21 protein-coding genes and 1 tRNA gene are annotated in these 23,862 nt (G+C 62.8%); 15 read left to right on the forward strand and 7 right to left on the reverse strand.

The window, feature by feature from the left end; all coding sequences use genetic code 11:
• The first annotated feature begins 5 nt into the window (after positions 1-5).
• The 5 genes from HQR01_RS10950 (at position 6) to HQR01_RS10970 (ending at position 5,106) form a co-directional block, all read left to right on the forward strand.
• Complete coding sequence (locus HQR01_RS10950) at positions 6-650, forward strand: phosphoribosylanthranilate isomerase (RefSeq protein WP_173214899.1); 645 nt, start codon at positions 6-8, stop codon at positions 648-650.
• Positions 647-1,882: a tryptophan synthase subunit beta gene (gene trpB, locus HQR01_RS10955; RefSeq protein ID WP_173214900.1), complete on the forward strand. Its 1,236-nt coding sequence runs from the start codon at positions 647-649 to the stop codon at positions 1,880-1,882. Before HQR01_RS10950 ends, trpB begins: the two co-directional genes overlap by 4 nt.
• A gap of 187 nt (positions 1,883-2,069) precedes the next feature.
• Complete coding sequence (gene trpA, locus HQR01_RS10960; RefSeq protein WP_173214901.1) at positions 2,070-2,849, forward strand: tryptophan synthase subunit alpha; 780 nt, start codon at positions 2,070-2,072, stop codon at positions 2,847-2,849.
• 41 nt (positions 2,850-2,890) lie between these two features.
• Positions 2,891-3,739: an acetyl-CoA carboxylase, carboxyltransferase subunit beta gene (accD, locus tag HQR01_RS10965; RefSeq protein WP_173214902.1), complete on the forward strand. Its 849-nt coding sequence runs from the start codon at positions 2,891-2,893 to the stop codon at positions 3,737-3,739.
• Positions 3,740-3,747: 8 nt separating this feature from the next.
• A complete protein-coding gene (locus HQR01_RS10970) occupies positions 3,748-5,106 on the forward strand; it encodes a bifunctional folylpolyglutamate synthase/dihydrofolate synthase (RefSeq protein WP_173214903.1) in 1,359 nt (452 codons plus the stop codon).
• A 44-nt stretch (positions 5,107-5,150) separates the two neighbouring features.
• On the opposite strand, the gene HQR01_RS10975 is transcribed toward HQR01_RS10970, so the two are convergent.
• Positions 5,151-6,473 carry an AmpG family muropeptide MFS transporter gene (locus tag HQR01_RS10975; protein WP_173214904.1) on the reverse strand — a complete coding sequence of 441 codons (1,323 nt, stop codon included), beginning with the start codon at positions 6,471-6,473 and terminating at the stop codon, positions 5,151-5,153.
• Positions 6,474-6,546: 73 nt separating this feature from the next.
• Here HQR01_RS10975 and HQR01_RS10980 point away from each other — a divergent pair, with 73 nt between their 5' ends.
• From HQR01_RS10980 to rsmD, 3 genes are read left to right on the forward strand one after another with little or no spacing between them, the layout of a single operon-like run.
• Positions 6,547-7,710 (forward strand): aromatic ring-hydroxylating oxygenase subunit alpha, encoded by a 1,164-nt coding sequence (locus HQR01_RS10980; protein ID WP_173214905.1) that lies wholly within the window; start codon positions 6,547-6,549, stop codon positions 7,708-7,710.
• A gap of 18 nt (positions 7,711-7,728) precedes the next feature.
• Complete coding sequence (locus HQR01_RS10985) at positions 7,729-8,496, forward strand: pseudouridine synthase (RefSeq protein WP_173214906.1); 768 nt, start codon at positions 7,729-7,731, stop codon at positions 8,494-8,496.
• A complete protein-coding gene (gene rsmD / locus HQR01_RS10990) occupies positions 8,493-9,038 on the forward strand; it encodes a 16S rRNA (guanine(966)-N(2))-methyltransferase RsmD (protein WP_173214907.1) in 546 nt (181 codons plus the stop codon). Before HQR01_RS10985 ends, rsmD begins: the two co-directional genes overlap by 4 nt.
• A gap of 91 nt (positions 9,039-9,129) precedes the next feature.
• Here the strand turns inward: rsmD and HQR01_RS10995 are convergent, their stop codons facing one another.
• The gene (locus HQR01_RS10995) at positions 9,130-9,483 is read right to left on the reverse strand and encodes a hypothetical protein (RefSeq protein WP_173211768.1); all 354 of its coding nucleotides are present in this window, start codon (positions 9,481-9,483) and stop codon (positions 9,130-9,132) included.
• A 119-nt stretch (positions 9,484-9,602) separates the two neighbouring features.
• Between HQR01_RS10995 and HQR01_RS11000 the strand changes: the two genes are divergently transcribed.
• Positions 9,603-11,912 carry an ATP-dependent helicase gene (locus HQR01_RS11000; protein WP_173214908.1) on the forward strand — a complete coding sequence of 770 codons (2,310 nt, stop codon included), beginning with the start codon at positions 9,603-9,605 and terminating at the stop codon, positions 11,910-11,912.
• Positions 11,913-11,917: 5 nt separating this feature from the next.
• On the opposite strand, the gene HQR01_RS11005 is transcribed toward HQR01_RS11000, so the two are convergent.
• The 3 genes from HQR01_RS11005 to HQR01_RS11015 form a co-directional block, all read right to left on the reverse strand.
• Complete coding sequence (locus HQR01_RS11005) at positions 11,918-12,739, reverse strand: sterol desaturase family protein (RefSeq protein ID WP_173214909.1); 822 nt, start codon at positions 12,737-12,739, stop codon at positions 11,918-11,920.
• Positions 12,740-12,801: 62 nt separating this feature from the next.
• Positions 12,802-14,184 carry a DEAD/DEAH box helicase gene (locus HQR01_RS11010; RefSeq protein WP_173214910.1) on the reverse strand — a complete coding sequence of 461 codons (1,383 nt, stop codon included), beginning with the start codon at positions 14,182-14,184 and terminating at the stop codon, positions 12,802-12,804.
• A 129-nt stretch (positions 14,185-14,313) separates the two neighbouring features.
• Positions 14,314-14,883, reverse strand: a complete 570-nt coding sequence (locus HQR01_RS11015; protein ID WP_173214911.1) for a hypothetical protein — start codon at positions 14,881-14,883, stop codon at positions 14,314-14,316.
• A gap of 156 nt (positions 14,884-15,039) precedes the next feature.
• Here HQR01_RS11015 and HQR01_RS11020 point away from each other — a divergent pair, with 156 nt between their 5' ends.
• A complete protein-coding gene (locus HQR01_RS11020) occupies positions 15,040-16,488 on the forward strand; it encodes an FAD-binding oxidoreductase (RefSeq protein WP_173214912.1) in 1,449 nt (482 codons plus the stop codon).
• Positions 16,489-16,554: 66 nt separating this feature from the next.
• Positions 16,555-17,343, forward strand: coding sequence for a SapC family protein (locus HQR01_RS11025; protein WP_173214913.1), 789 nt, complete (start codon positions 16,555-16,557; stop codon positions 17,341-17,343).
• 423 nt (positions 17,344-17,766) lie between these two features.
• Here HQR01_RS11025 and HQR01_RS11030 read toward each other — a convergent pair whose 3' ends face one another.
• Positions 17,767-18,705, reverse strand: coding sequence for an N-formylglutamate amidohydrolase (locus HQR01_RS11030; RefSeq protein ID WP_173214914.1), 939 nt, complete (start codon positions 18,703-18,705; stop codon positions 17,767-17,769).
• A gap of 110 nt (positions 18,706-18,815) precedes the next feature.
• Here HQR01_RS11030 and cpdR point away from each other — a divergent pair, with 110 nt between their 5' ends.
• Both cpdR and HQR01_RS11040 read left to right on the forward strand, forming a co-directional pair.
• On the forward strand, positions 18,816-19,205 hold the full coding sequence (cpdR, locus tag HQR01_RS11035; RefSeq protein ID WP_173214915.1) for a cell cycle two-component system response regulator CpdR: 390 nt from the start codon (positions 18,816-18,818) through the stop codon (positions 19,203-19,205).
• Positions 19,206-19,293: 88 nt separating this feature from the next.
• Positions 19,294-19,368 (forward strand) — tRNA-Val (locus HQR01_RS11040).
• Positions 19,369-19,394: 26 nt separating this feature from the next.
• Here HQR01_RS11040 and HQR01_RS15265 read toward each other — a convergent pair.
• The gene (locus HQR01_RS15265; protein WP_234030143.1) at positions 19,395-20,354 is read right to left on the reverse strand and encodes a sugar transferase; all 960 of its coding nucleotides are present in this window, start codon (positions 20,352-20,354) and stop codon (positions 19,395-19,397) included.
• 323 nt (positions 20,355-20,677) lie between these two features.
• Here HQR01_RS15265 and HQR01_RS11050 point away from each other — a divergent pair, with 323 nt between their 5' ends.
• Positions 20,678-21,901, forward strand: coding sequence for an NADP-dependent isocitrate dehydrogenase (locus HQR01_RS11050; RefSeq protein ID WP_173214916.1), 1,224 nt, complete (start codon positions 20,678-20,680; stop codon positions 21,899-21,901).
• A 193-nt stretch (positions 21,902-22,094) separates the two neighbouring features.
• Positions 22,095-23,858, forward strand: coding sequence for a cation:proton antiporter domain-containing protein (locus HQR01_RS11055; RefSeq protein ID WP_173214917.1), 1,764 nt, complete (start codon positions 22,095-22,097; stop codon positions 23,856-23,858).
• The last annotated feature ends 4 nt before the right edge of the window (positions 23,859-23,862 follow it).

A 23,862-nucleotide genomic window follows, 5' to 3' on the forward strand; every position in this document is an offset into this window, starting at 1 on the left:
GCGCCATGGCGGGCTCCAGGATCAAGATCTGCGGCATTTCGACGCTCGAGACGCTCGAGGCTGCGATCTTGGCGCGAGCCGACTATGTCGGGCTCAACTTCTACCCGCCCAGCCCGCGCCACGTCCCTGCGGCACGGGCGGCGGAGCTGGCCGGGCAATCGCAGTCCAGGATCGCGCGCGTGGGGGTGTTCGTCGATGCCGACGATGCCCTGTTGGGCGAAGCGATTGAAGCGGGTCGCCTCGACGCCATCCAGCTGCATGGCAATGAATCCCCTCAACGTGCGGCACAGTTGCGCAACCGCTTTGGCCTGCCAGTGTGGAAGGTGCTGAGCGTAGCCAGTGCCGCCGATATCCAGCGCGCAGGGGACTATGCGGCGGCGGTCGACTTCATCCTGTTCGATGCCAAGACACCGAAGGGCGCCGCGCTGCCGGGAGGCATGGGCTTGCGCTTCGACTGGACCTTGTTGCAGGCCTATCGTGGGGCATTGCCATGGGGCCTGGCGGGCGGCCTGACCCCGGACAATGTCGGCGATGCCGTTCGCCTCACCAACGCGCCACTGGTCGATACCTCGAGTGGAGTCGAAAGTGCCCCCGGCCTCAAGGACGTGGACAAGATCGCCGCCTTCTGCAAAGCGGCTCGCCAGTCATGACCAACCAGCCCAACACCTTCCGCAACCAGCCCGACGAGCGCGGGCATTTCGGCGATTATGGCGGCCGCTATGTCGCCGAAACGCTGATGCCGCTGATCCTCGATCTCGAGCGTGAGTATCGCAAGGCGCAGGCCGATCCGGCGTTCCAGGAGCAGTTCGACGACCTGCTCGAACATTACGTCGGCCGCCCCAGCCCGCTCTATTACGCGGAGCGGCTGACCGAGGAACTGCGCAGGGACGCTCCAGCGGGCAACGGCGCGCAGGTCTGGTTCAAGCGCGACGAGCTCAACCACACGGGCGCGCACAAGATCAACAACTGCATCGGGCAGATCCTGCTGGCGATGCGCATGGGTAAGACCCGCATCATCGCAGAGACTGGCGCGGGTCAGCACGGCGTCGCCACGGCTACGGTCTGCGCGCGTTTCGGCCTGCCTTGCACCATCTTCATGGGCGCGACCGACGTCGCGCGGCAGGCGCCCAATGTGTTCCGCATGAAGCTGCTGGGCGCGGAGGTGGTGCCGGTGACCGCCGGAGCCGCAACGCTCAAGGACGCGATGAACGAGGCGCTGCGCTATTGGGTCGCGAACGTCCACGACACCTTCTACATCATCGGCACCGCGGCTGGCCCGCATCCCTATCCGGAGCTGGTGCGCGACTTCCAGTCGGTCATCGGCAAGGAAGCGCGCGCGCAGATGCTCAGCCGTATCGACCGCCTGCCCGACCTGCTGGTCGCGGCCATCGGCGGCGGCTCGAACGCGCTTGGCCTGTTTCACCCCTTCCTCGACGATCCCGATGTGAAGATGCTCGGCGTAGAAGCGGCAGGCTATGGCCTCGATGGCGACCAGCACGCGGCGAGCCTGCTTGGCGGCTTCCCCGGCATCCTCCACGGCAACAAGACCTACCTGCTGCAGGACGAGGACGGCCAGATCACCGAAGGTCATTCGATCAGCGCGGGTCTCGATTATCCTGGCATTGGTCCCGAACACGCCTGGCTCAAGGACATGGGACGCGTCGAATATACGGCGGTCACCGACGACGAGGCGCTGGACGCCTTCCAATTGCTGTGCCGCACCGAGGGCATCATCCCCGCGCTCGAACCCAGCCACGCCATCGCGGCAGTGGCCAAGGTCGCGCCGACCATGCCGAAGGACAGCATCATCCTCTGCAATCTCTGCGGGCGCGGCGACAAAGACATCTTCACCGTGGCCGACAAGCTGGGAGTGGAGATGTGAGACGTGGTTTTCTGAGTTCGCTCGTCTTTGGGGCGATCCTGAGCGCCATCGCCGTTGGTAGCATATGGTTGCTCAACACGATTTTGCGCGAGAACTCCTGGACGCTGAATGCGCCTCGGGTCGTCATCGATTTCGCGTTTGTAACCATCATTATGACACTTACGCGTTGGAAGTCTGACCTAGTTAAATGACCCGCTTCTCCGCTGCCTTTTCCAAGCCTCACCCCGCCCTCGTCTGCTTCATCACCGCAGGCGACGGAGATACCGCGGCCAATCTCGACGCATTGGTCGAGGGTGGTGCCGATGTGATCGAACTCGGCATACCTTTCACCGATCCCATGGCTGATGGCCCGGCGATCCAGGCAGCAAACCTACGTTCGCTCGGTGCCGGTACGAGGACCGCCGATGTATTCCGCCTCGCCACCGAGTTCCGCCAGCACCACCCCGACGTGCCGCTGGTGCTGATGGGCTATGCCAACCCCATGGTTCGGCGCGGGGCGGAGTGGTTCGCCGCCGCTGCCCGGAACGCAGGCGTCGATGGTGTGATCTGCGTCGATATCCCGCCCGAAGAGGACGAGGAACTCGGCCCGGCTTTGCGCGCGGCCGGCATTTCCCCAATCCGGCTTGCCACCCCGACCACCGATGCCAAGCGCCTGCCGCAGGTGCTCGAAGGGTCATCGGGCTTTCTCTACTATGTCTCGGTCGCCGGGATCACCGGCCTCCAGCAGGCCGCGCAGGCAAGCATCGAGGATGCGGTGGCCAAGCTGAAGGCGGCGACCGACCTGCCCGTAGCAGTCGGTTTCGGCGTGCGCACGCCCGAACAGGCTGGCGCAATCGCCAAGGTCGCGGACGGCGTCGTCGTCGGCAGTGCGCTGGTCGAACTGGTCGGCGAACACGGAACCGAGGCTCCAGAAAAGCTGCGCGAACTGACCTCCGCGCTCAAGCAAGCCATCGTGGACGCGCGCTGACGGGGCTTTCGTTACGGTTCGGAGACGACTAAGGCGCAGCCATGAACTGGTTCACCCGCGTCCGCAATTCGCTGAGCTTCGGCTCGAAGCGCAGCACCGACAAGGATCTCTGGGTCAAGTGCCCGGGATGCCAGCAGATGGTCTTCGCGCAGGAGTACGAAGAGAACGCCTTTGTCTGCCCGCGCTGCGACCATCACGGCCGCATCGGCGCCGACGAGCGGCTCAGCCAGCTGCTCGACGAAGGCTTCGATGTCCTGCCGATCCCGCAGGTCAAGGAAGACCCGCTCAAGTTCCGCGATTCGCAGAAATATACCGACCGTCTGAAGAAGGCACGCGCCAACAGCCCGCATGAGGATGCCTTCCTCGTGGGTTCGGGTGCCATCGAGGGCAAGCCGGCGGTGGTCGGCGTACAGGACTTCGGCTTCATGGGCGGCAGCATGGGTATGGCCGTGGGCACCGCCTTCTGCCAGGGCGCCGAACGCGCATTGACCCGCAAGTGCGCCTATATCGTGGTGACCGCTGCGGGCGGCGCGCGGATGCAGGAAGGCATCCTTTCGCTGATGCAGATGCCCAAGGCGACGGTGATGACCCGCCGCCTCAAGGAAGCTGGCCTGCCCTATATCGTGGTGCTGACCGACCCGACCACTGGCGGCGTGACCGCGAGCTACGCCATGCTGGGCGACGTCCACATTGCCGAGCCGGGCGCGCTGATCGGCTTCGCTGGCCAGCGGGTGATCCAGGATACGATCCGCGAACAACTGCCCGAAGGCTTCCAGCGCGCCGAATACCTGCGCAAGCATGGTATGGTTGACCTGGTCGTCCACCGGCACGAGCTCAAGGACATGCTGGCGACGCTGCTCGACTACCTGGCGCCCGCCAAGGCGGCCTGAGCCCCAAGATGCGGGATTTCGCCCGCTCAGACAGTGCGGCGGTGCAGGCGCAGCTCGACCGGCTGGACGCGCTCAGCGTGCCGCAGGGACGCCTGGGGCTGGATACGATCCGTGCCCTGCTTGCGCGACTGGGCGATCCGCACAAGCGCCTGCCGCCGGTGTTCCATGTCGCGGGGACCAATGGCAAGGGTTCGACTTGCGCCTTCCTGCGCGCCATGCTCGAGGCAGAGGGGTACAGGGTCCACGCCACCACCAGTCCCCATCTGGTGCGCTACAATGAACGGATCCGGATCGCCGGCGAGCTTATCTCGGACGCTCGGCTCGCGGAGCTACTGGCCGAGGTGCTTGACGCGGGCGAGGATCTCAACCCGAGCTTCTTCGAAGTCACCATCGCCGCCGCTTTCACCGAACTTGCGCGCGTCCCGGCGGATGCCTGCGTGGTCGAAGTCGGCCTCGGCGGGCGCTTCGATGCGACCAATGTGCTGGAACCCGGCGTTCTCGCGGCATGCGGCATTGCCACGCTGGGAATCGACCACGAACGCTTCCTCCTCGCACCCGAGGAAGGCGTGCCAACCGAGCCGATAGCGCGCATCGCCTTCGAAAAGGCGGGCATCGCCAAGCCCGGCATACCGCTGGTGACGATGGCCTACACGCCAGCCGCAGAGACCGAGATCAAGCACGTCTCGGACCGCGTCGGGGCACCGCTCTTCATAATGGGGCCCCAATGGTTCGCCGGGGTTGCGGACACCTGCCTACTCTACGGCGATGAGAAGGGGAGATTTGACCTCCCGCTTCCCCCGCTGCGGGGGCTTCACCAAGGTTGGAACGCGGCACTGGCGGTGGCGATGTTGCGGCATCAGAGTGCCATCGAGGTTTCCACCGCCTCCATGGCTCAGGGCATCCGCGCCACCCGCTGGCCAGCCCGCCTGCAAGTACTCGGACCCGGTCCGCTGTCCGCGCGGCTACCCGATTGCCGCTGGCTGCTGGACGGCGGGCACAATGCGCAGGCGGCGAATACACTGGCCAACCATTTCTCGAGCGCTGCGCCAATCCCTCGCCACGCGATCATCGGCATGCTCGAAGCGAAAGACTGGCGCACGCTGATCGACCGCATGGCGCCGCACCTCAGCACGCTGATCGCGATCCCGGTCCCCGGTCACGAATCCGCCCCGCCGGCGGAAATGGCAGCCTATGCCGAAACACGAGGCATCGCCGTCACCGGAACAGCCGGTTCGATCGAGGAAGCGATCGATTGGTTGGACCGATCACAGCGCGACGTCGAACCGCTCTACGGTGAAATCTTCATTGGCGGCTCGCTCTACCTCGCGGGCGAGGTCCTGCGCCTCAACGAGGAGTTGCCGGACTAGGTGGGATTGATCCCTGGGGCGCCCACAGGCGCCCGAAGGGCGTCTCAGTCTGGCTCCACCTCGCCTGCCGTCCCCATGGCTGCATCAACGAGCCCCGCCCGCATCATCCACCAGAACAGCACGATCCCCGGCACGGCGGCTACCGTAGTAAGCAGGTAGAAATTGACGTAGCCCATCGTCTCGATCAGCCCGCCCGCGGTGGTGCCGGTCAGGAAGCGTCCCACAATGCTCGCAGCCGCACTGATCAGGGCATATTGTGCCGCGGTAAAGCGCAGGTCGCACAATGCCGAGAAATAGGCCACAACCACCACGCCGCCATATCCGCTGGCGATATTCTCGAAGCCGATCGCACCAGCCATGCCCCAATTCGAGTGGCCGGCGGCCGCCAGCATGGCGAAGCTGAGGTTCGAAATGCACATCAGCACAAGTGCAATTAGGACAGAACGCTTGAGCCCCAGCCGGGCATAGATCACCCCGCCGATGAACACGCCGATGAGATAGGCCCAGAAGCCGACACCGACGTCGTAGATCGCGATCTCGTCATTGGTGAAGCCAAGGTCGTCGAACAGCAGGCGGAAGGTCAAATTGGCCAAGGTATCGCCGATCTTGTGGACCAGGATGAACAGCAGGACCAGCCATGCCCCGTGACGCTTGAAGAACTCGATGAAAGGCCCGGCGATCGACCGCCAGACTTCACCGACACCCTTGCGCGCAATCTCGATCTTGCGACGCGGCGGCTCCCCAAGGATCAGCGCGGTCAGCATGGCGGGCAGCACCAGGGCTGCACAGGCGAGATAGGCGACGCTCCAGCCAGAACGGGCGGCGATCACCAGCGCAAGCGCACCGGAACCCGCCGCGCCGATCCGCCAGCCATACTGGCTCATCCCCGAACCGACGCCCAACTGGTAGGGCTTGAGCGTTTCGATACGATAGGCGTCGATCACGACGTCGAAGGTCGCGCCGGCTGCGCCGACCAGCACCGCCGAGGTCGCCATCCACGCAATATCCGTCGGATCCGCCAGCGCCAGATTGATCACCGACGCAGCAACCAGCAGGCCGGTGACAACCATCCAGGAAACGCGCTGTCCCAAGCGACCGATGATCGGCAGCCGCACGCCATCGGGTATCCATGCCCAGAAGATCTTGAAGTTGTAGACCAGGAAGGCGAGCGTGAAGGCCGTCACGGTCGCCTTGTCGATATTGTCCTGCGCCAACCGTGTCGTCAGCGTCGCGCCGATCATCGCATAGGGAAAGCCCGATGAAATCCCGAGGAAGAAGGCGGCGAGCGACTCCTTCTCCAGATACGGTTTGATGGAAGCCCATATGGAACGCTGCGACTCGGGCGCGACGCCGACTGATTCATGCATTCCCTAGCGTCCTTCCGTTTTCGCCGGTTTTTTGCGACACTAGCTACGAGTGAGAGCGAGAGGAACAGCCCAGATGAGCGCTGTCGACACCAAACATTCCGCGCGCCGCCCCACCGAGGGCATGATCGCGCTGGCCCGCGATATTGCCGATGGGCACAAGCGCGACGCAACGGGCGCGACGAGTGTCCCGGCGCATGTCTATACCGACCCGTCCTATTGGGCGCGCGAGAAGGCGGCGATCTACGACCGGCTGCCGCAGATCCTGTGCCCGTCGGCCCTGCTGCCCGATCCCGGCATGGCGGTGCCGCACGACGCGACCGGCCGCCCGCTGCTGATCACCCGCGATGCCCAAGGCAAGGCGCATGTCTTCCTCAATGTCTGTCGCCACCGCGGTACGCGACTGGTCGAAGGCGGCGAGGTGCAATGCACCAAGAAGCTCGTCTGCCCCTATCACGCCTGGACCTATTCGGTTGACGGGCGACTACTCGCCCTGCCCCGGCCCGACACGTTCCCGGAACTCGACAAGGGCGATTATGGCCTCGTCGAGCTTCCGTCGAAGGAGACCGGCGGGCTGATCTGGTTCTGCCCGCAACTGGATACCGCAGACTTCAGCTTCGCAGACCGGCTTGGCGAGGATTTCGACGCCCTGGGCATGGGCGAACAGGTGCTGTTCCGCCGCAAGACGCACGAGGTGGCGGGCAATTGGAAGCTGATCATGGATGCCTTCCTCGAAAGCTACCATGTCACGCGCCTCCACGCGAAGACCATCGGGCCCTTCTTCAAGGACGGTGCCACCAGCGGCGACATGATCGGCCCGCACTCGCGCAGCGCGGTGGGTCGGCTGGAGGAGATGGAAGGCGTCGACCTGACCGACATGGCCGCCCTGCGCCGCGTGGTGACCTTCGCCTACCAAATGTTGCCCGGGGCGCTGGTCATTCCCAGTCCCGACTACATCAACCTGATGGTGATGATGCCGCAGTCGCACGATCGCACGCTGGTCGAGGACTTCATGCTGATCCCCGAGCACCCCGCGACCGACAAGGCGCGCGACCATTGGGAACGCAGCTGGGCCCTGCTCGATGGCGGGGTCTTCGCATCCGAGGATTTCCGCGCAGCAGAGCTTGGCCAGCAGGGACTGGCAACGGGCGCGGTACCCTTTCTGACGCTGGGAACGCTCGAAGGCGGCATCCACCGCTACCACGATACAGTCGAGGAAGCCTTGCGCGCAGCCAACTGAGCGCCTAACCGCGCAGCCATGTCCGACAATCGACTTCCCGAAGACGGCGACCGCATCGCCAAGCTGCTCGCGCGCGCGGGTGTCGCCAGCCGCCGTGAAATCGAGCGCATGATCGCCGACGGGCGCGTGGCGCTCGATGGCAAGGTGCTGAACACGCCTGCGGTGAAGCTTGCGAATTTGCGTGGCGTGGCGGTCGACGGCAAGCCGGTCGGCAACGCCGAGGACACGCGCCTGTTTGCCTTCCACAAGCCTGCGGGAATGCTCACCACCGAGTACGACCCCAAGGGGCGGACGACTATCTATGCCGCGCTCCGCAACACGCTGCCGAAGGATGTAGGGCGCGTGATGCCGGTGGGCAGGCTGGACTACAATACGGAAGGGCTGTTGCTGCTTACCAACGACGGAGAACTGAAGCGGGCGATGGAACTGCCGTCGAGCGGCGTACCGCGTACCTACCGCGCCCGGGCTTTCGGCGATGTGACGCAGGCGCAGCTTGACGATCTGATCGAGGGGATCGAAGTCGACGGGGTGCGCTACGGCCAGATCGAGGCGAACCTCGAGCGCGGCTCAGGTCGAAATCGCTGGATCGAGCTGACCCTGCGCGAAGGCAAGAACCGCGAGGTGCGCCGCGTACTCGAACATCTCGGGCTTGAAGTGAACCGGCTGCTTCGTATCGGCTATGGCCCCTTCCACATCGGCGACCTGCCCCGCGGACAAGCGACCGAGATCAAGCGCGGCGAGGTGGAGGCATTCAAGCGCGAACTCGCGCGCGGCGGGCGAAAGTGAGGATCGTCGCCGGCGAATGGCGCGGGCGCAAGCTGGCCGCGCCGCCGGGCGACCTGACTCGCCCGACCGCGGACCGCACGCGCGAGACGCTGTTCAACATGCTTACCAGCCGCCTCGGCAGTTTCGAAGACCTGCACGTGCTCGACCTGTTCGCAGGTTCCGGCGCACTGGGGCTGGAGGCTCTTTCGCGCGGAGCCGCCTCCTGCCTGTTCGTCGAACAGGATGCGACGGCGGTAAAGGCGATCAGGGCCAATATCGAAACGCTGGGCGCTCGCAGCCGGGCAACCGTGCAGCAGTCTTCGGTGCTGACGCTCGGGCCCGCCAAGGTGGCACAGGAACTGATCCTGCTCGACCCGCCCTATGATACCGGTGCGGGGCAAGTGGCACTCGACCGGATGCTGCGGCTCGGCTGGATAGACGGCTCAAGCTGGATCGCGCTGGAGACCGGCGCGAAGGAAGCGGTGGCAGTCAAGGGGCTTCGCATCGATGCGGAACGCAAGGTGGGCAAGGCAAAGCTCACCCTCCTGCGCCTCGACGCCTGACAGGAAAATGGGGCGAGACCGCCGCAGCAGCCCCGCCCCCTCCAAGCCTCGCGCCAGCCTCACAGTGGGGCGCGAGAGAAAGACGCCATGCCTATTCGTCGGGCCGGGTCGCAGGCAACGGCTCTTCGATCTCGCTCGCAGGGAGACCCGGCCAATATTCGAGCGGACGATTGCCGGTTCGGTTTTTCTCCCAGCCATTGATGCAATTGTCCTGCTGGTCCGGCTTGCAGATCGGCAGGTCGCCCGTCGCTGGAACGTCGGAAGCTCCGGTCGCCTGGACGACCGGCTTGCTGACGAAGCGCGGAGCCATTGTGCTGGCGGGTGCATTTGCCGGAGGCGCGGTTTCGGCGGGTTCGGTGGTGCCTGGTTGCTCAGCCACCTGCGCGAAGGTGGGAGCGACGGCAAAGGCAATCGCTGCCGCGCCTGCCAGGATAAGCTTGGTCATGTCGGCTCTCCAAAACTGTTGTCACCCGAACTACGCAGCACCAATGCCTGCGGTTCCGGGCACCATTCGGGGAGCAGCCTTGCCTTGATGCCATTCGTTCCCTAGCTGTTCCGGTGACCATGGCCGACCTTCCAGCTGACTCACAGAATGGCGAAAATGCCCGGATTCCCGCCTATGCGGCAGTCCTGAACGAACCGCAGCGACAGGCCGTCCTGACCACCGAAGGACCAGTACTGATGCTGGCAGGAGCGGGCACCGGCAAGACCGCAGCGCTTACCGCACGACTGGCACATCTCATCGCGACGCGGCGGGCGTGGCCCTCCGAAATCCTCTGCGTGACCTTCACCAACAAGGCGGCCCGCGAGATGCGCGAGCGTGTCGGGCGGCATATCGGGGACGCGGTCGAAGGCATGCCCTGGCTCGGCACCTTCCATTCGATTGGGGCGCGGATGTTGCGCCGGCATGCCGAGCTGGCCGGGTTGCAACCGAACTATACGATCATCGACACCGACGATCAGTTGCGCCTGCTCAAGCAGCTGATCCAGGAAAACGATCTTGATGAGAAACGCTGGCCCGCACGCCAGCTTGCCGGATTGATCGATCGCTGGAAGAACCGTGGGCTCAACCCGGACGATCTCGATGCGGTCGAGAACGAGGCTTATGCCAATGGGCGCGGGGCGCAGTTCTATCGGCTCTATCAGGACCGGCTGAAGGCGCTCAATGCGTGCGACTTCGGCGACTTGCTGCTCCATGTGGTCAACGTGCTGCGCAATCACCGCGATGTGCTGGAACATTACCAGCAGCGCTTCAAATACATCCTCGTCGACGAATACCAGGACACAAACCAGGTCCAGTACCTGTGGCTGCGGCTGCTGGCGCAGGCACGCAAGAACATCTGCGTGGTGGGTGACGACGACCAGTCGATCTATTCATGGCGTGGGGCAGAAGTCGCCAATATCTTGCGGTTTGAAAAGGACTTCCCTGGTGCAGCTGTGATCAAGCTGGAGCAGAACTATCGCTCCACCCCGCAAATCCTTGCGGCCGCCTCGGGCCTGATCGATGCCAACAGCGAAAGGCTTGGCAAGACGTTGTGGACCGAATTGCCGCAGGGTGAGAAAGTCCGCGTGATCGGCATCTGGGATGGACCCGAGGAAGCGCGACGGGTCGGTGAGGAGATCGAGCGGCTCGAGGCGGAGGGCGCTCCGCTCGATCAGGTCGCTATCCTCGTCCGCGCGCAATACCAGACCCGCGAGTTCGAAGATCGCTTCATACAGATTGGCCTCAATTACCGGATTGTCGGCGGGTTTCGTTTCTACGAGCGCGCCGAGATACGCGATGCGCTCGCCTACCTGCGCGTGATCGAACAGCCTGCCGACGACCTGGCCTTCGAGCGAATCTATAACCAGCCCAAGCGTGGCCTTGGCGCCAAGACCCTTGAGGCCATGCGCCGGCACGCCCGCCGCATCGAGGCCCCACTTGCCGCGGCAAGCCTCGACCTGGCCGACACCGACGAACTCCCTGCCCGCGCCCGCAACACGCTGGTGGGCCTGCTCGGCCAGTTCGTCCATTGGCGCGAACAGGCCGAGAAGACCACACCTGCCGAATTGCTGCGCATGGTGATCGCCGAGAGCGGCTACGAGGAAATGCTGCAGACGGACCGCAGCGCCGAGAGCGCTGGACGCCTTGAGAACCTGACCGAACTCGCCCGCGCGATGGAGGATTACGACACGCTGACCGACTTCCTCGAACACGTCAGCCTGATCATGGACAATGATGCGCGCGACGATGGCGAGAAGGTCACCATCATGACCATGCACGCCGCCAAGGGGCTGGAATTCGATCATGTGTTCCTGCCCGGCTGGGAGGAAGGCGTCTTCCCAAGCCAACGCGCGCTCGACGAAGGGGGGTTGGCGAGCCTCGAGGAAGAGCGCCGACTGGCCTATGTCGCGATAACCCGGGCGCGGCGGCGCTGCACCATCCTGCACGCGGCAAACCGGCGCATCTACGGCCAATGGACCAGCAGCATCCCCAGCCGCTTCATCGACGAACTACCCGAAGACACCGTCGCCCGCGAGACCACCTTGACCGGTGGGGCATCGCTATGGCGCGCCAATTGGACCGAGACCGAAGACCCCTTCGCCCATGTCTCCACCAGTCGTCCGGATCGCTCCACCGCGCGCGGCCCTGGCTGGCAGAGGGCCCTTACTACGGGTTACGACCCGGTCCCCAAACGCCTCGCAGAACCGGGACGCAGCGCGGCGAGTTTCGCCGCGAAACCGCGAAGCGATATCGCCATCGGGGCACGCGTGTTCCACGACAAGTTCGGATACGGCAATGTTACCGGCCAGGAAGGCAACAAGCTGACGATCGATTTCGAGAAAGCGGGTGAGAAGCGAGTGATCGACAGCTTCGTCAAGCTGGCCGACTAGGCTCCTCAGGCCTTCGCTTCGGCTTCTACCACATCTGTCCCGCCGTCACGATAACGCTTCTCCCACGGCCTTGCGAGTTCGCCCAGGAAACCGCGTGTACCTTCCTCGATGCCCGTCTCGCAGCCAAGATAAGGCTTGGGATTGAGATAGGTGCCGAAGAGCTTGTCCCACAACGTGATGGTATTGCCGTAATTGGTACCCATCAGCTTTTCGTCGCGAATGTGGTGCAGGCGGTGCGCGGCGGGCGACATCAGTACCTCGCCGAAGCCGCCGAGAGTCCAGTTGACGTCGGCGTGGATGAAGTAGCCCCACCAGCTGCGCAGGATGCCTGCCCCCGCAATGGCCCAGGCCGGAAAGCCAAGGGCAAGGACCAGCAGCGTGTCGAACAACAGGCTGATGATCTTGCCCACGGGATGCTTCCGCTGAACCGAAAGGAAATGGATGGCCGTGTCTGCGTGGTGTGTCGCATGGAAGCGCCAGATGCCTTGCATATGCTCCACCCGGTGGCGCCAATAGGCGACAAAGTCGATCAGGACCAAGGCAAGGAGCAAGGTCAGCCCTTCAGGCAGGCGCTGCCACAGCTGTGGGAACAGGCCGTAGTCCCCCAACGTCTCGCTGAGCACCAGGGCCGGAACGATGAAGATCGGTCCGATCAACAGCGTGTTGAACGCAAACAGCAGAACATTGGTAATCGCCTCGCGTCGACAGCGGCGTAGCGCATCGAGCAAGGCGGCGCGCTTCGTGACCAGTGCCAACAGGGAAAATACAGCTACGACCGGACCGAACTGAAAAAGGACGTCGTTGAGCGAGACAAAGTGATCTTCCATGCCCGACCACGTGCCAGATCAAGACTAACAAATGCTGAAAAACGCCCCTCTGGGCGATCGGATCAGAGCGCCGATACGTTAAGGAAGCCCGGCATTGGCCCATTCCATTCACCGGGCTTGATCGGGGCGTCGTCCTCGTCGCGTTCGCGACGCGAGGGGCGCGATTTCTCCGCCTTCTCATCCCTTTCGCGACGCGCGCGCGGGGCGCGTTCAGGTCGCTCGGCGCGATCCTTGCGAGCGCGCGCTGGGCGGCGTTCCTCGCGGACCTCGTCTTCCTGCTCCGCTTCGGGCTCAGGCTTCGGCTCGGGCGCTTTCAATTCGACCCGCACGTCCTTCTTGCCGAACACCGGGATCGCCGATCCGGTCAGCTTCTCGACATTGGCGATCGCTTCAGCGTCTTCCTCGGCGACGAAGGTGAAGGCTCGGCCCTTGGCGCCCGCTCGACCGGTGCGGCCGATGCGATGGACGTAATCGTCCGGATGCCAGGGAGTATCAAAATTGAAGACGTGGCTGACGCCCTTGATGTCGAGCCCGCGCGCCGCAACGTCGGATGCGACCAGGATGTTGACCTCACCCTTCTTGAAGCGATCGAGTTCCTTGATCCGGCTCGCCTGGTCCATATCGCCGTGGATCTCGCTTGAAGCGAAGCCGTGGTTTTGCAGGCTCTTGTTGATCTCGCGCACGGTGGTCTTGCGATTGGCGAATATGATCGCGGTTTCGACAAGGTCGTTGCGCAGGAACCAGCGCAGCGTGTCACGCTTTTCGCGGCTCTTCACCTTCACCTTGAAGGCGGTGATATCCGCGTTCGTCGAGGCGGCGCGACTCACTTCTATCCGTTTGGGGTTGCTAAGAAACTTCTTGGCCAGTTTCTCGATCGGCGGCGGCATGGTCGCCGAAAAGAGCATGGTTTGCCGCGTCTCGGGCAGCTTGTCGCAAATGAACTCGATGTCGGGAATGAAACCCATATCGAGCATGCGGTCGGCTTCGTCGATCACCAGCAACTCGCAGCCGTTGAGCAGGATCTTGCCACGCTCGAACAGATCCATGAGTCGCCCGGGCGTTGCGATCAGCACGTCGACGCCTTCGTTCAGTGCCTTGACCTGGTCGCCCATTTGCACACCGCCGATAAGCAGCGCCATCTTGAGATCGTGGTTCTTGCCGTACTTCTCGAAATTCTCGGCAACCTGCGCCGCAAGTTCACGGGTCGGTTCGAGGATCAGCGAACGCGGCATCAGAGCACGGCGCCGACCGTGATGCAGGATGTCGATCATCGGCAGCACGAAGCTGGCGGTCTTGCCGGTACCGGTCTGGGCGATGCCGATGATGTCCTTCATCATCAGCACCGGCGGTATCGCCTCGCGTTGGATCGCCGTCGGCTCGGTGTAGCCGGCTTCTTCGACTGCTTTAAGCAGGTCTGGTGAAAGGCCGAGATCGGCGAAAGTCATTAGCGTCGAAAGATTCCCTGGGACTTGTGCCGACACAAACCCGCGCGTCCGCAGGATCGGCTGGCCGCGCCCTTTGCCGTTTTGCGGCCAAAAGTCAAGGTTTGCGCCGGCGGCCCGTGCGCCGGGATATCAGCCGTCGTCCGATACTAGGACCAGCCGGTTCATCTCCGAAATCTGACACTTGGCGCCAGCGCGGCTCATCAATCGATCGCGCCCGCTGCACAACTGCCCGTCCTCGTTGCGCTCCATATAGAAGCCAAGGTAGAAATCGCGCGGACTGCATGCCTTTTCGAGTTTCGCCGATATCATGCTTCGATCGCGCATGTAGATGATCAGGCGGCTGCCCCGGTCGGACACGCCAACGATGCCATTGGCGGCAATGCAGCGGCCGAAGGGTCGCTCAACCAATCTCGGTGGCACCGCCTGGCGGGGAAGGTCAGCCAATAGTTCGTTGCGCACCGCGCTGGGTTGGGGACTGATGCGAACGATCACCCTTCCCTCGATTCGAACCTGGTTTGCCACCGGCACCGCGGCCCCATCCACGAAGGCAGTCCAATCAGGCGCACGACGCGACATCGGCCCTTCAGGGACCGTCCGTTCCTGCACTCGCGCCTGGCGTGCCACGTCATCATCTGCGCTATCATTGCCCGGAACAGCAAACGGCATCAGGAGGGTCAGGAGGGCGGTTATGAAGGACATTGACGCGGCTTGCTGCTCCCTTGTCGCATCGAATCTGCGTGGTACGGCCTACGATCCGGGGGGTCCTGCCCCCCTCCGCTTGAATATCGGCTTAATTGATCGCCGAGCGAAGGCAAGGTGTGGCGCTATCCTGCCTAGCTGTGGCAAGGAGACCAAATGTCTTCACCCACCGACTTTCTGGACGCAGCCCGCGCGCTTCTTGGTCCGCGCGGCTTTACAGACGACCCCGAGCTGATTGACCCTTGGCTGACCGATTGGAGGGGACGCTTTTCCGGACGCGCCTTGGGCTTGGCCTCCCCTGCCACCACTACTGAGGTAGCCGCGCTGGTCCGCTTGTGCGCAGAACATGGCGTGCCGATCGTCCCCCAGGGTGGCAATAGCGGCATGTCCGGTGGCGCGACGCCCGACCCCAGCGGAACCGCGATAATCCTTTCGCTGCGACGGATGGATATGATCCGTGAGATAGATCCGCTTGCCCGGCAGGTCACCTGTGAAGCGGGAGTGGTACTTCAACGCCTTCATGAGGAAGCCGAAAAGTATCGGTTACGATTCCCACTCACGTTGGGCGGCAAGGGCTCGGCGACAATCGGCGGGCTGATTTCCACCAATGCCGGCGGCACACAGGTACTGCGTCATGGGACCATGCGCGCTCAGGTACTTGGGCTCGAGGCGGTGCTGGCCGACGGTTCGGTGCTCGATTCACTCACACCGCTCAAGAAGGACAATCGCGGCTTCGACCTCAAGCAGCTCCTGATCGGGTCAGAAGGAACCTTGGGAATTGTCACCGCGGCGAATTTGAGATTGCTACCTGAAATTGGTGGGCGAGTCGTTGCCTGGGCTGGTTTGCCTTCGATTTCGGCCGCCCGCCAACTGCTGCTGCACTTCGAGAAAGTCGCGGGCGACAGCTTGGAAGGGTTCGAAGTCCTCCCCGCCCATTGCCTGGCCTCCGTACTTGCCCACTTGCCCGACGCCCGGCCCCCGCTGGCAGGCCAACATGCGTGGCATGCCTTGATCGAACTGGTTGCGCCTGCTGATGGCGCAGAGCAGCTTGCCACAAACGCCGAAACTATGCTGGCCACGGCCCTTGAACAGGAATTGCTTGAAGACGCGGTGATCGCGTCGAATGAGGGACAGGCTGAGGCCTTTTGGCAATTGCGCGATGCCATCGCCCCGGCGGAGCGGGCCATCGGCCCGGCCATGCAGCACGACATCTCCGTGCCGGTGGCCAAGATGGCCCGCTTCGTCGAGGAGGCTGCGCCCGACATTGAACAGAAGTTCCCCGGGACTACCGCCGTCGGGTTCGGGCATCTTGGCGACGGAAATATCCATTTCCATGTCCTCGCGCCCAAAGGCGCCGTGCGCGGCGAGTGGGAAGCCAGCGAGGGCAAGGTGATCAGCGCCTACGTTCACGATCTTGTCACGCAATTTGGCGGTTCGATCAGCGCAGAGCATGGAATTGGCCAGATGAAGCGCGACGAACTGGGCCGTTTAGGCGACCCCGTAGCGCTCGCGCTGATGCGCAGCATCAAGCAAGCGCTGGACCCGAATGGCCTGCTCAATCCGGGCAAGCTGGTGCCGCTTGCGCAAGAAGGCGCAAGTCCCTAAAGCGCCGGGCTTCACGCGCGCGTGCCTTGGGTGCGCCGTCCAATCCAATGTTCTCGGAGAGTTTCCATGGCCAGCGCGCCGCAGCCAAACCTGCCCCTGTTTTACAACGACCTGATGCCGCTCAACAGCAACGATCACGCGAACTATCGCACACGGTCGGTCGAAGTTGCTCCCTGGCTTTCGAAGCAGCATGCCGTTCCGGTGACGGTGGATGAATTCATCCAGGCGCAACGCCAGCTTCCGATTGTTTTCACTGCAGGTGAAAGCCCGCTGCCGATCGCACTCATGGCGCTCAACGAAGGCGTAAACACCTTTGTTGACGCGGAAGGCAAGGTATCCGAGCCTGTGTACCTACCGGCCTACATTCGGCGCTATCCGTTCATGCTCGCCCGCCTGCGTCCTGATGCCGACGAGCTTTCGCTGTGCTTCGATCCGACCGCTGAATCGATCGGCGAATTCGCGGAAGGCGATGCGCTTTTCGACGGCAAGGAGCCTTCGCAGGCAACCAAGAACATCCTCGAGTTCTGCGAAAGCTTTGAGCAGGCAGGCCAGCGTACGCAGGCGTTCATGGACGAGCTCAAGCAGCACGACCTTTTGATGGACGGCGAGGTCGCCATTCAGCTGCCTGGCGAAGCCAACCCGTACATCTATCGCGGCTTCCGCATGGTCAACATGGACAAGCTGAAGGAAATGCGGGGCGACCAACTGCGCAAGTGGAACGAGAACGGCCTGCTCCAGCTGATTTATGCCCACATCTTCTCGCTCGAGCAGATGCGGATCATATTCGGTCGCCAGGTCCAGCAGGGCACTGCGCCGCTCCAGAATTCGCCCGCCGCGGGTGTGCCGACCAACTAAGGAACGCAGCGAGGGCGTGCGCGAGATGAAGCCGCGCCCGCCCTCGTTCAAGTCTTCAACGCTGCTAAACCATGCACGGCCCGTGGGATGATCGGGCACAGCGAATACCAGGGCGCAGGCCTTGCGATCCCCTTCTCGGGCACGATTTCGATCGCTCGTGTACGATGGGCGAATGTGCGCTTGTGGAAGACCTCGCAACAGCGAGCGTCTCAGGGCACGGCGTCGTGCTCTTTGGGGTACCCAACCGAGCCTAAACCAAGCGGCCTACTTCCGGCTTGAAATTTTCCGGACCGATATCCACCTAGCGGTCATCGGGCGGCGCTCCCCTCATGGCCCGCTCGATGGATGCGCGCGAGCGCATCTACCTCCCTGAACCTTGGCCACCTCGTGTGTTTCACACGAGGTGGTTTTTTCCCTGGCGGCTCACTCGGCCGCGTTCGGCAGCATTCGCTCGCGCCCGAAGAAGGCGACCTCGTCGGCCAGGGCCCGCATGAGGCCGGCGAGAAGCTTTACGACGGACTGAAAACGCGCACTCGGCTCCTCGAGATTCGCGCACAGGTAGGTCGAACGGCACACTTCGACCTGCATCGCATGAATGCCTCGAGCGGGGAAACCGTGGCGGTCGAGCACGTAACCGCCAGAATATGGACGGTTGTGCGCGACGCCTCGTCCTCGCTCGCCCAGGTGACGCAGGGCGTTCGCAATGAGATGATGGCCGCAGGATGCGCCAAATCGGTCGCCTATTACGAACTCCGCGGGAACCTCGTCCGCAATCCTTTTGCGCAGCGGCGGCATCGAATGAAGGTCGACAAGCAGTGCCGCCCCCCAACGATCCCGCATCGCTTCGAGCGTAGCGGCGACATGGGCGTGATAGGGGCGGTGGACTGTCGCGATCCGCCTTTCCAGATCCTCAACCGCAACCGGACCGCGCCATATCTCCCCGCTTCCCGGCAGGCGGCGAGGGATGATTCCAAGCCCGCTTCGTGCCCTGCGATTGGACAGTGAATGGCGGGCCGACTTTGGCCGCGATCCCGAAATCATACCCCAATCGACATCATCCGGGGCACGATTCAGGTCGATAACAGCCCGAGGAACGCGCGCCACTATGACGGCGGCGCCGCATTGCTCGGCGACCGCCTCAGCGAGGAGATCGACATAGCGATCCTCAAGACGAAGCCGTGTACCGTCGGGATCACGCATTGCCGCAAGGACGTCAGGTCCGTAGTCGCGTCCGCCGTGCGGTGCCGCAATCACGATAGGGCTGGCACTGTCTTCAAGTCCCGACGCCTTGAAAGGCTGGAAGCCATGCTCGCGCGCTATCAGCACGCCGCTTCCATGACCTTCCGTATCGCGTTCAACCATCCGGGGATCGTGGCCCGCTAGGCTCACGGAGTCAAAGGCGTATGTGCCATTGCGCGACGATCTTGCCTTAGCCAAGGACTTGTTAAGCGAGCCATGCTAAGGAGATGCGCATGAGCCACTCCAATGCACCGCGGATTCTTCTCGCCGAGGACGACGAGGCCATGCGCACCTATATTGCCAGGGCGCTCGAGAATGCCGGCTATGACGTTGATTCCGTCGATCGCGGTACTGCTGCAATCCCGCTGCTCGAACAGACACGCTACGACCTCCTGCTTTCGGATATCGTCATGCCCGAAATGGACGGGATCGAGCTCGCGCAGCGATGCAACGAGCTGCAACCGACCACGAAGGTCATGTTTATAACGGGTTTTGCTGCCGTGACGCTCAAGGCGAACCGCGAGCAGCCGCACGCCAAGGTGCTGTCCAAGCCGTTCCATCTCCGTGACTTGGCGCTCGAAGTTGAGCGTGTTCTCGAAGATCGGGTTCCAGTCCGCCAGTAAGTGCCGGTGAGGCGGAAAATGCCTCTTGCACCATGGGATTCGGGCCGCTAGAGGGCCCGTCTGCCTAACGGGCTGTAATCGATAGTGTGGGCGTATAGCTCAGTGGTAGAGCACTGTGTTGACATCGCAGGGGTCCCAAGTTCGAACCTTGGTACGCCCACCATCGTTTCCTAGATCGATAGAATTACCCTAGTACGCGTCGGCGCGAAGCAAGACTCGTACCGTTGATAATAGGATTCTCAGGTCCTTCATCACCGACCAGCTGCGAATATACTCAAGATCCGCTTCTAGCCGCGCGATGAGATCGGCTTCAGTCTCGACTGCACCGCGATGTCCACGTACTTGCGCCAAACCGGTCAGACCCGGCTTTAGCGAATGACGTTGCCAGTAGGCGCCATCGACTTCCCAAAACAACTTGTCAGCCGCCTGAGAACCGAGTGCATGAGGGCGCGGTCCAACGAGGCTCATTTCGGAGCGAATGACGTTTATCAGCTGGGGCAATTCGTCGATCGAAGTCCTCCTTATGAACCTCCCAACTTTTGTGACGCGATCATCGTCTCGTGAGGTTGAAAGCTCGCCATCCGGGTCACATCGAAAAGGATCCATCGACCGAAACTTGAACATCTCAAACATGCGGTTGTGCTGCCCCACTCGTCGCTGGACAAAAAGCACTGGCCCGCCGTCTTCCAGCTTTATCGCTAACGCGACAACGAACAGCAATGGGCTCAGGAGAAGCAGCAGCGGTATTGAAATCGCCAAGTCTATCGCACGCTTGGCAATCAGCGCATGCGCAGCGAGTGGGCCGTTTACGACCGCCTGGAAAGCCTGATCCTCAGATCGTCCGACAAAGTAGTCGCCGGAGTCACCGTGCGGATCGCAAACGATTTCCCCCCGGACGCCAGCATTGCGAAGAAGTGGCACCCACAAACTTCGCCTTTCGGCCAAGCAGCTGACGACCACCCTGTCCATGCCACGCATCAATTTGCCCAAATGGTCCAGGCTGGCGGGACTGTTGAACACATTTCGCGGGCCGCAGTCGCTTGTATCGAAGACCCGCGCTCCAGGGATTTCGACGCTGGGGCCTCCATCCATCACAAGCAGGATTGGCCTGCTTTGGGACCCAGAAGGAATTTGCGACAGCTTGTTCATTTCCGCTCGGAACCAACCCGAATCGGATAGAACAAGTACCAGCGGCCCATAATTTTGCGGTACACCATTGGCTTCCAAAGAGCTTTGCAACGAGGTCGAGTGGCAGCTCTAACCAGCCGCGCCAATGCCCGGAAGGCAGACTCCCGACTGATTGTGGATATTGTCGGATTCGATGCTGATCGAGCAACTTTCCGATGATCGACACCCAACAGTGTCCGCGAAGGTCTCACCGAGTCGGCCCGCGTCTGTACTAGCCCCTCCCTTGCCCTCTCGCTTCCCTCTGCTAAAGCGCCCGCAACCTCATTCGAACTGACAGGAAAACGATGGCCAAGATCAAGGTTGCCAACCCGATCGTCGAACTCGACGGCGACGAAATGACCCGCATCATCTGGCAGTGGATCCGCGAGCAGCTGATCCTGCCCTATCTCGATGTCGATCTGAAGTACTACGACCTCTCGGTCGAGAAGCGCGACGAGACGGACGATCAGATCACCGTCGATGCCGCCAATGCCATCAAGCAGTACGGCGTTGGCGTGAAGTGCGCTACGATCACGCCTGACGAAGCGCGCGTTGAAGAGTTCAAGCTCAAGAAGATGTGGAAGTCGCCCAACGGCACGATCCGCAACATCCTGGGCGGCGTGGTGTTCCGCGAACCGATCGTGATCGACAACGTGCCGCGCCTGGTTCCGGGCTGGACCGACCCGATCGTCGTCGGCCGTCACGCTTTTGGCGACCAGTACCGCGCCACCGACACGCTGATCCCCGGACCCGGCAAGCTGCGCCTGGTGTTCGATGGAGAGGACGGCACCAAGATCGAACTCGACGTGTTCGATTTCCCCAGCGCGGGTGTCGCCATGGCGATGTACAATCTCGACGATTCGATCCGCGATTTCGCGCGCGCCAGCTTCAACTACGGGCTCAACCTCGGCTGGCCGGTTTACCTCAGCACCAAGAACACCATCCTGAAGGCCTATGACGGGCGCTTCAAGGACCTGTTCCAGGAAGTGTTCGACACCGAAGGCTTCGCCGAGAAGTTCAAGGCCGCCGGCATCACCTATGAGCACCGCCTGATCGACGACATGGTTGCCAGCGCGCTCAAGTGGTCAGGCAAGTTTGTCTGGGCCTGCAAGAACTATGACGGTGACGTGCAGTCGGACACCGTCGCACAGGGCTTCGGCTCGCTCGGCCTGATGACTTCGGTGCTGATGACTCCGGACGGCAAGACGGTCGAGGCGGAGGCCGCGCACGGCACCGTTACGCGCCACTATCGCCAGCACCAGCAGGGCAAGGCGACGTCGACCAACCCGATCGCATCGATCTTCGCCTGGACCCGCGGCCTGATGTATCGCGGCAAGTTCGACAATACGCCCGACGTCGTCCGCTTTGCCGAAACGCTTGAGAAGGTCTGCATCAAGACCGTCGAGAGCGGCAAGATGACGAAGGACCTGGCATTGCTGATTGGCCCTGAGCAGAGCTGGATGACCACCGAGCAGTTCTTCGAGGCGATCGTCGAGAACCTCGAGAAGGAAATGGCCAACTGGGCCTGAGCAACGGCTGCGCCGATTCGGTATCCACCGAGAAAGATTGAGGAATCCGGGATCGACCTAGCGTTGGTTCCGGATTTTTCATGTCCGGTCGATGGTTTTGCCGGGACGGCGAGTTGACCGAAGGATGCGAAGCTGCGGGCATTACGTCCGCCTAGTGGGTGACAGGCTAACTGGCGCTGACTAGACCACTTCCATGGCCTCTGCCGATTTTGCTTCTCCCGCCCTGTCCGATGCGCTGGTGATCCTCGGCGCGGCCGGGTTGGTCATCCCGGTCTTTACTCGCTTCCGCATCACGCCGGTTATCGGCTTCATCCTGATCGGGATAGCAGTCGGCCCCTACGGACTCGGTCGGCTCGTGTTCGAGCATCCCTGGCTCGAGTACATCACCATATCCGACCCAGACGCGCTCGATATCTTCGCAGAATTCGGGATCATCCTGCTGCTGTTCTCGATCGGGCTGGAACTCAGCTTCAACCGCCTGTGGCAGATGCGCCGGCTGGTCTTCGGCCTCGGCGCGCTCGAGTTGCTCGTCATCGGCAGTTGTGCGGCCATAGTGCTGGCGATGATGGGCCAGTACTGGACCGGGGCGCTCGCGCTCGGGTTCGCCCTCGCCTTTTCCTCGACCGCAATCGTTCTGCCAATCTCCGGCACCAGCTCGCCGGTCGGCCGGGCGGCGCTGTCGATGCTGCTGTTCGAAGACATCATGATCGTCCCGATCATCTTCATCCTCGGTGCCATGGCCCCCAATGCCGAGGCCGAAGGCTGGGAGGGCATGCTTACCACCCTGTGGCAGGGTGCGCTGGTCATCGCGGCGATGATGGTCCTGGGCAGGATCGCCCTGCCCCGACTTTTCGGACAGGCGGCGCGGACCAAGAGCCCGGAGCTGTTTCTCGCGGCGTCGTTGCTTGTGGTTATCGGATCGAGCCTCGCCACCGCAGCAGTCGGCCTATCGCCCATCGTCGGGGCCTTGATCGCGGGGCTGTTGATCGCCGAGACGGAATATCACGGCGAAATCGAAACGATCATGGAGCCGTTCAAGGGACTGGCTCTGGGCATCTTCCTGATCACGGTCGGCATGAGCATCGATATCGCCACCATCTGGGCCTATCTCGGCAGCATTGTGACGGCCGTGGTGGTCGTGCTGCTGTTCAAGGCCATGGTCACGGGCGTGCTGCTGCGAGTGATGGGGGCACGGCGCAGCACGGCTGCCGAAACCGGCATCCTGATGGCCAGCCCTTCGGAAACGACCCTGATCGTGCTCGCCGCAGCGAGCTCGGCATTGCTGATCCAGCCAGGCACGGCGCAATTCTGGCAGATCGTGACCGCTATTGGCCTTACCGTGACGCCGCTGCTTGCGCGGCTCGGTCGGGTGATCGCCCGGCGGGTTGAGCCGGTCCCCGAAATGCCTGACACGCAGGAGGACAAGGCGCGGGTGATTATCGTGGGTGCGGGGCGCGTAGGGCTGCTCGTCGCCGAGCTTCTCGACGCCCATGGCAAACCTTATGTCGCGCTAGATTCGGATCCCGACCTGATCGAACAGGCGAAGCGCAACGGCTTTCGCGCGACATTCGGCGATGCCGCGCGCGGCGACGCCATGTCGCGCCTCGGGATCGATCGGGCTGCAGCTGTCGTGCTGACCATGGATGAGCCCGTGCTGGTCCAGCGCCTGGTCGCCAAACTGCGCAAGGAACACCCAAACCTGCTTATCGTCTGCCGCGCGCGCGACGTGAAGCATGCGGCGGAGCTGTATCGGGTCGGCGCCAGCCACGCTGTTCCGGAAACGCTCGAAAGCTCCCTCCAGCTATCGGAAGCCGTGCTGGTCGACATTGGCGTGGCGATGGGCCCGGTGATCGCCTCGATCCACGAGAAGCGCGACGAATTCCGTGCCCAGATCGAGCAGGAAGGTGCGCTCAGCTACAAGCCGAAGCTGCGCACCAGCACAACCGAAGCAGGTTAGGCGA

The organism is Erythrobacter mangrovi (assembly GCF_013260645.1).
GTDB lineage: Bacteria > Pseudomonadota > Alphaproteobacteria > Sphingomonadales > Sphingomonadaceae > Qipengyuania > Qipengyuania mangrovi.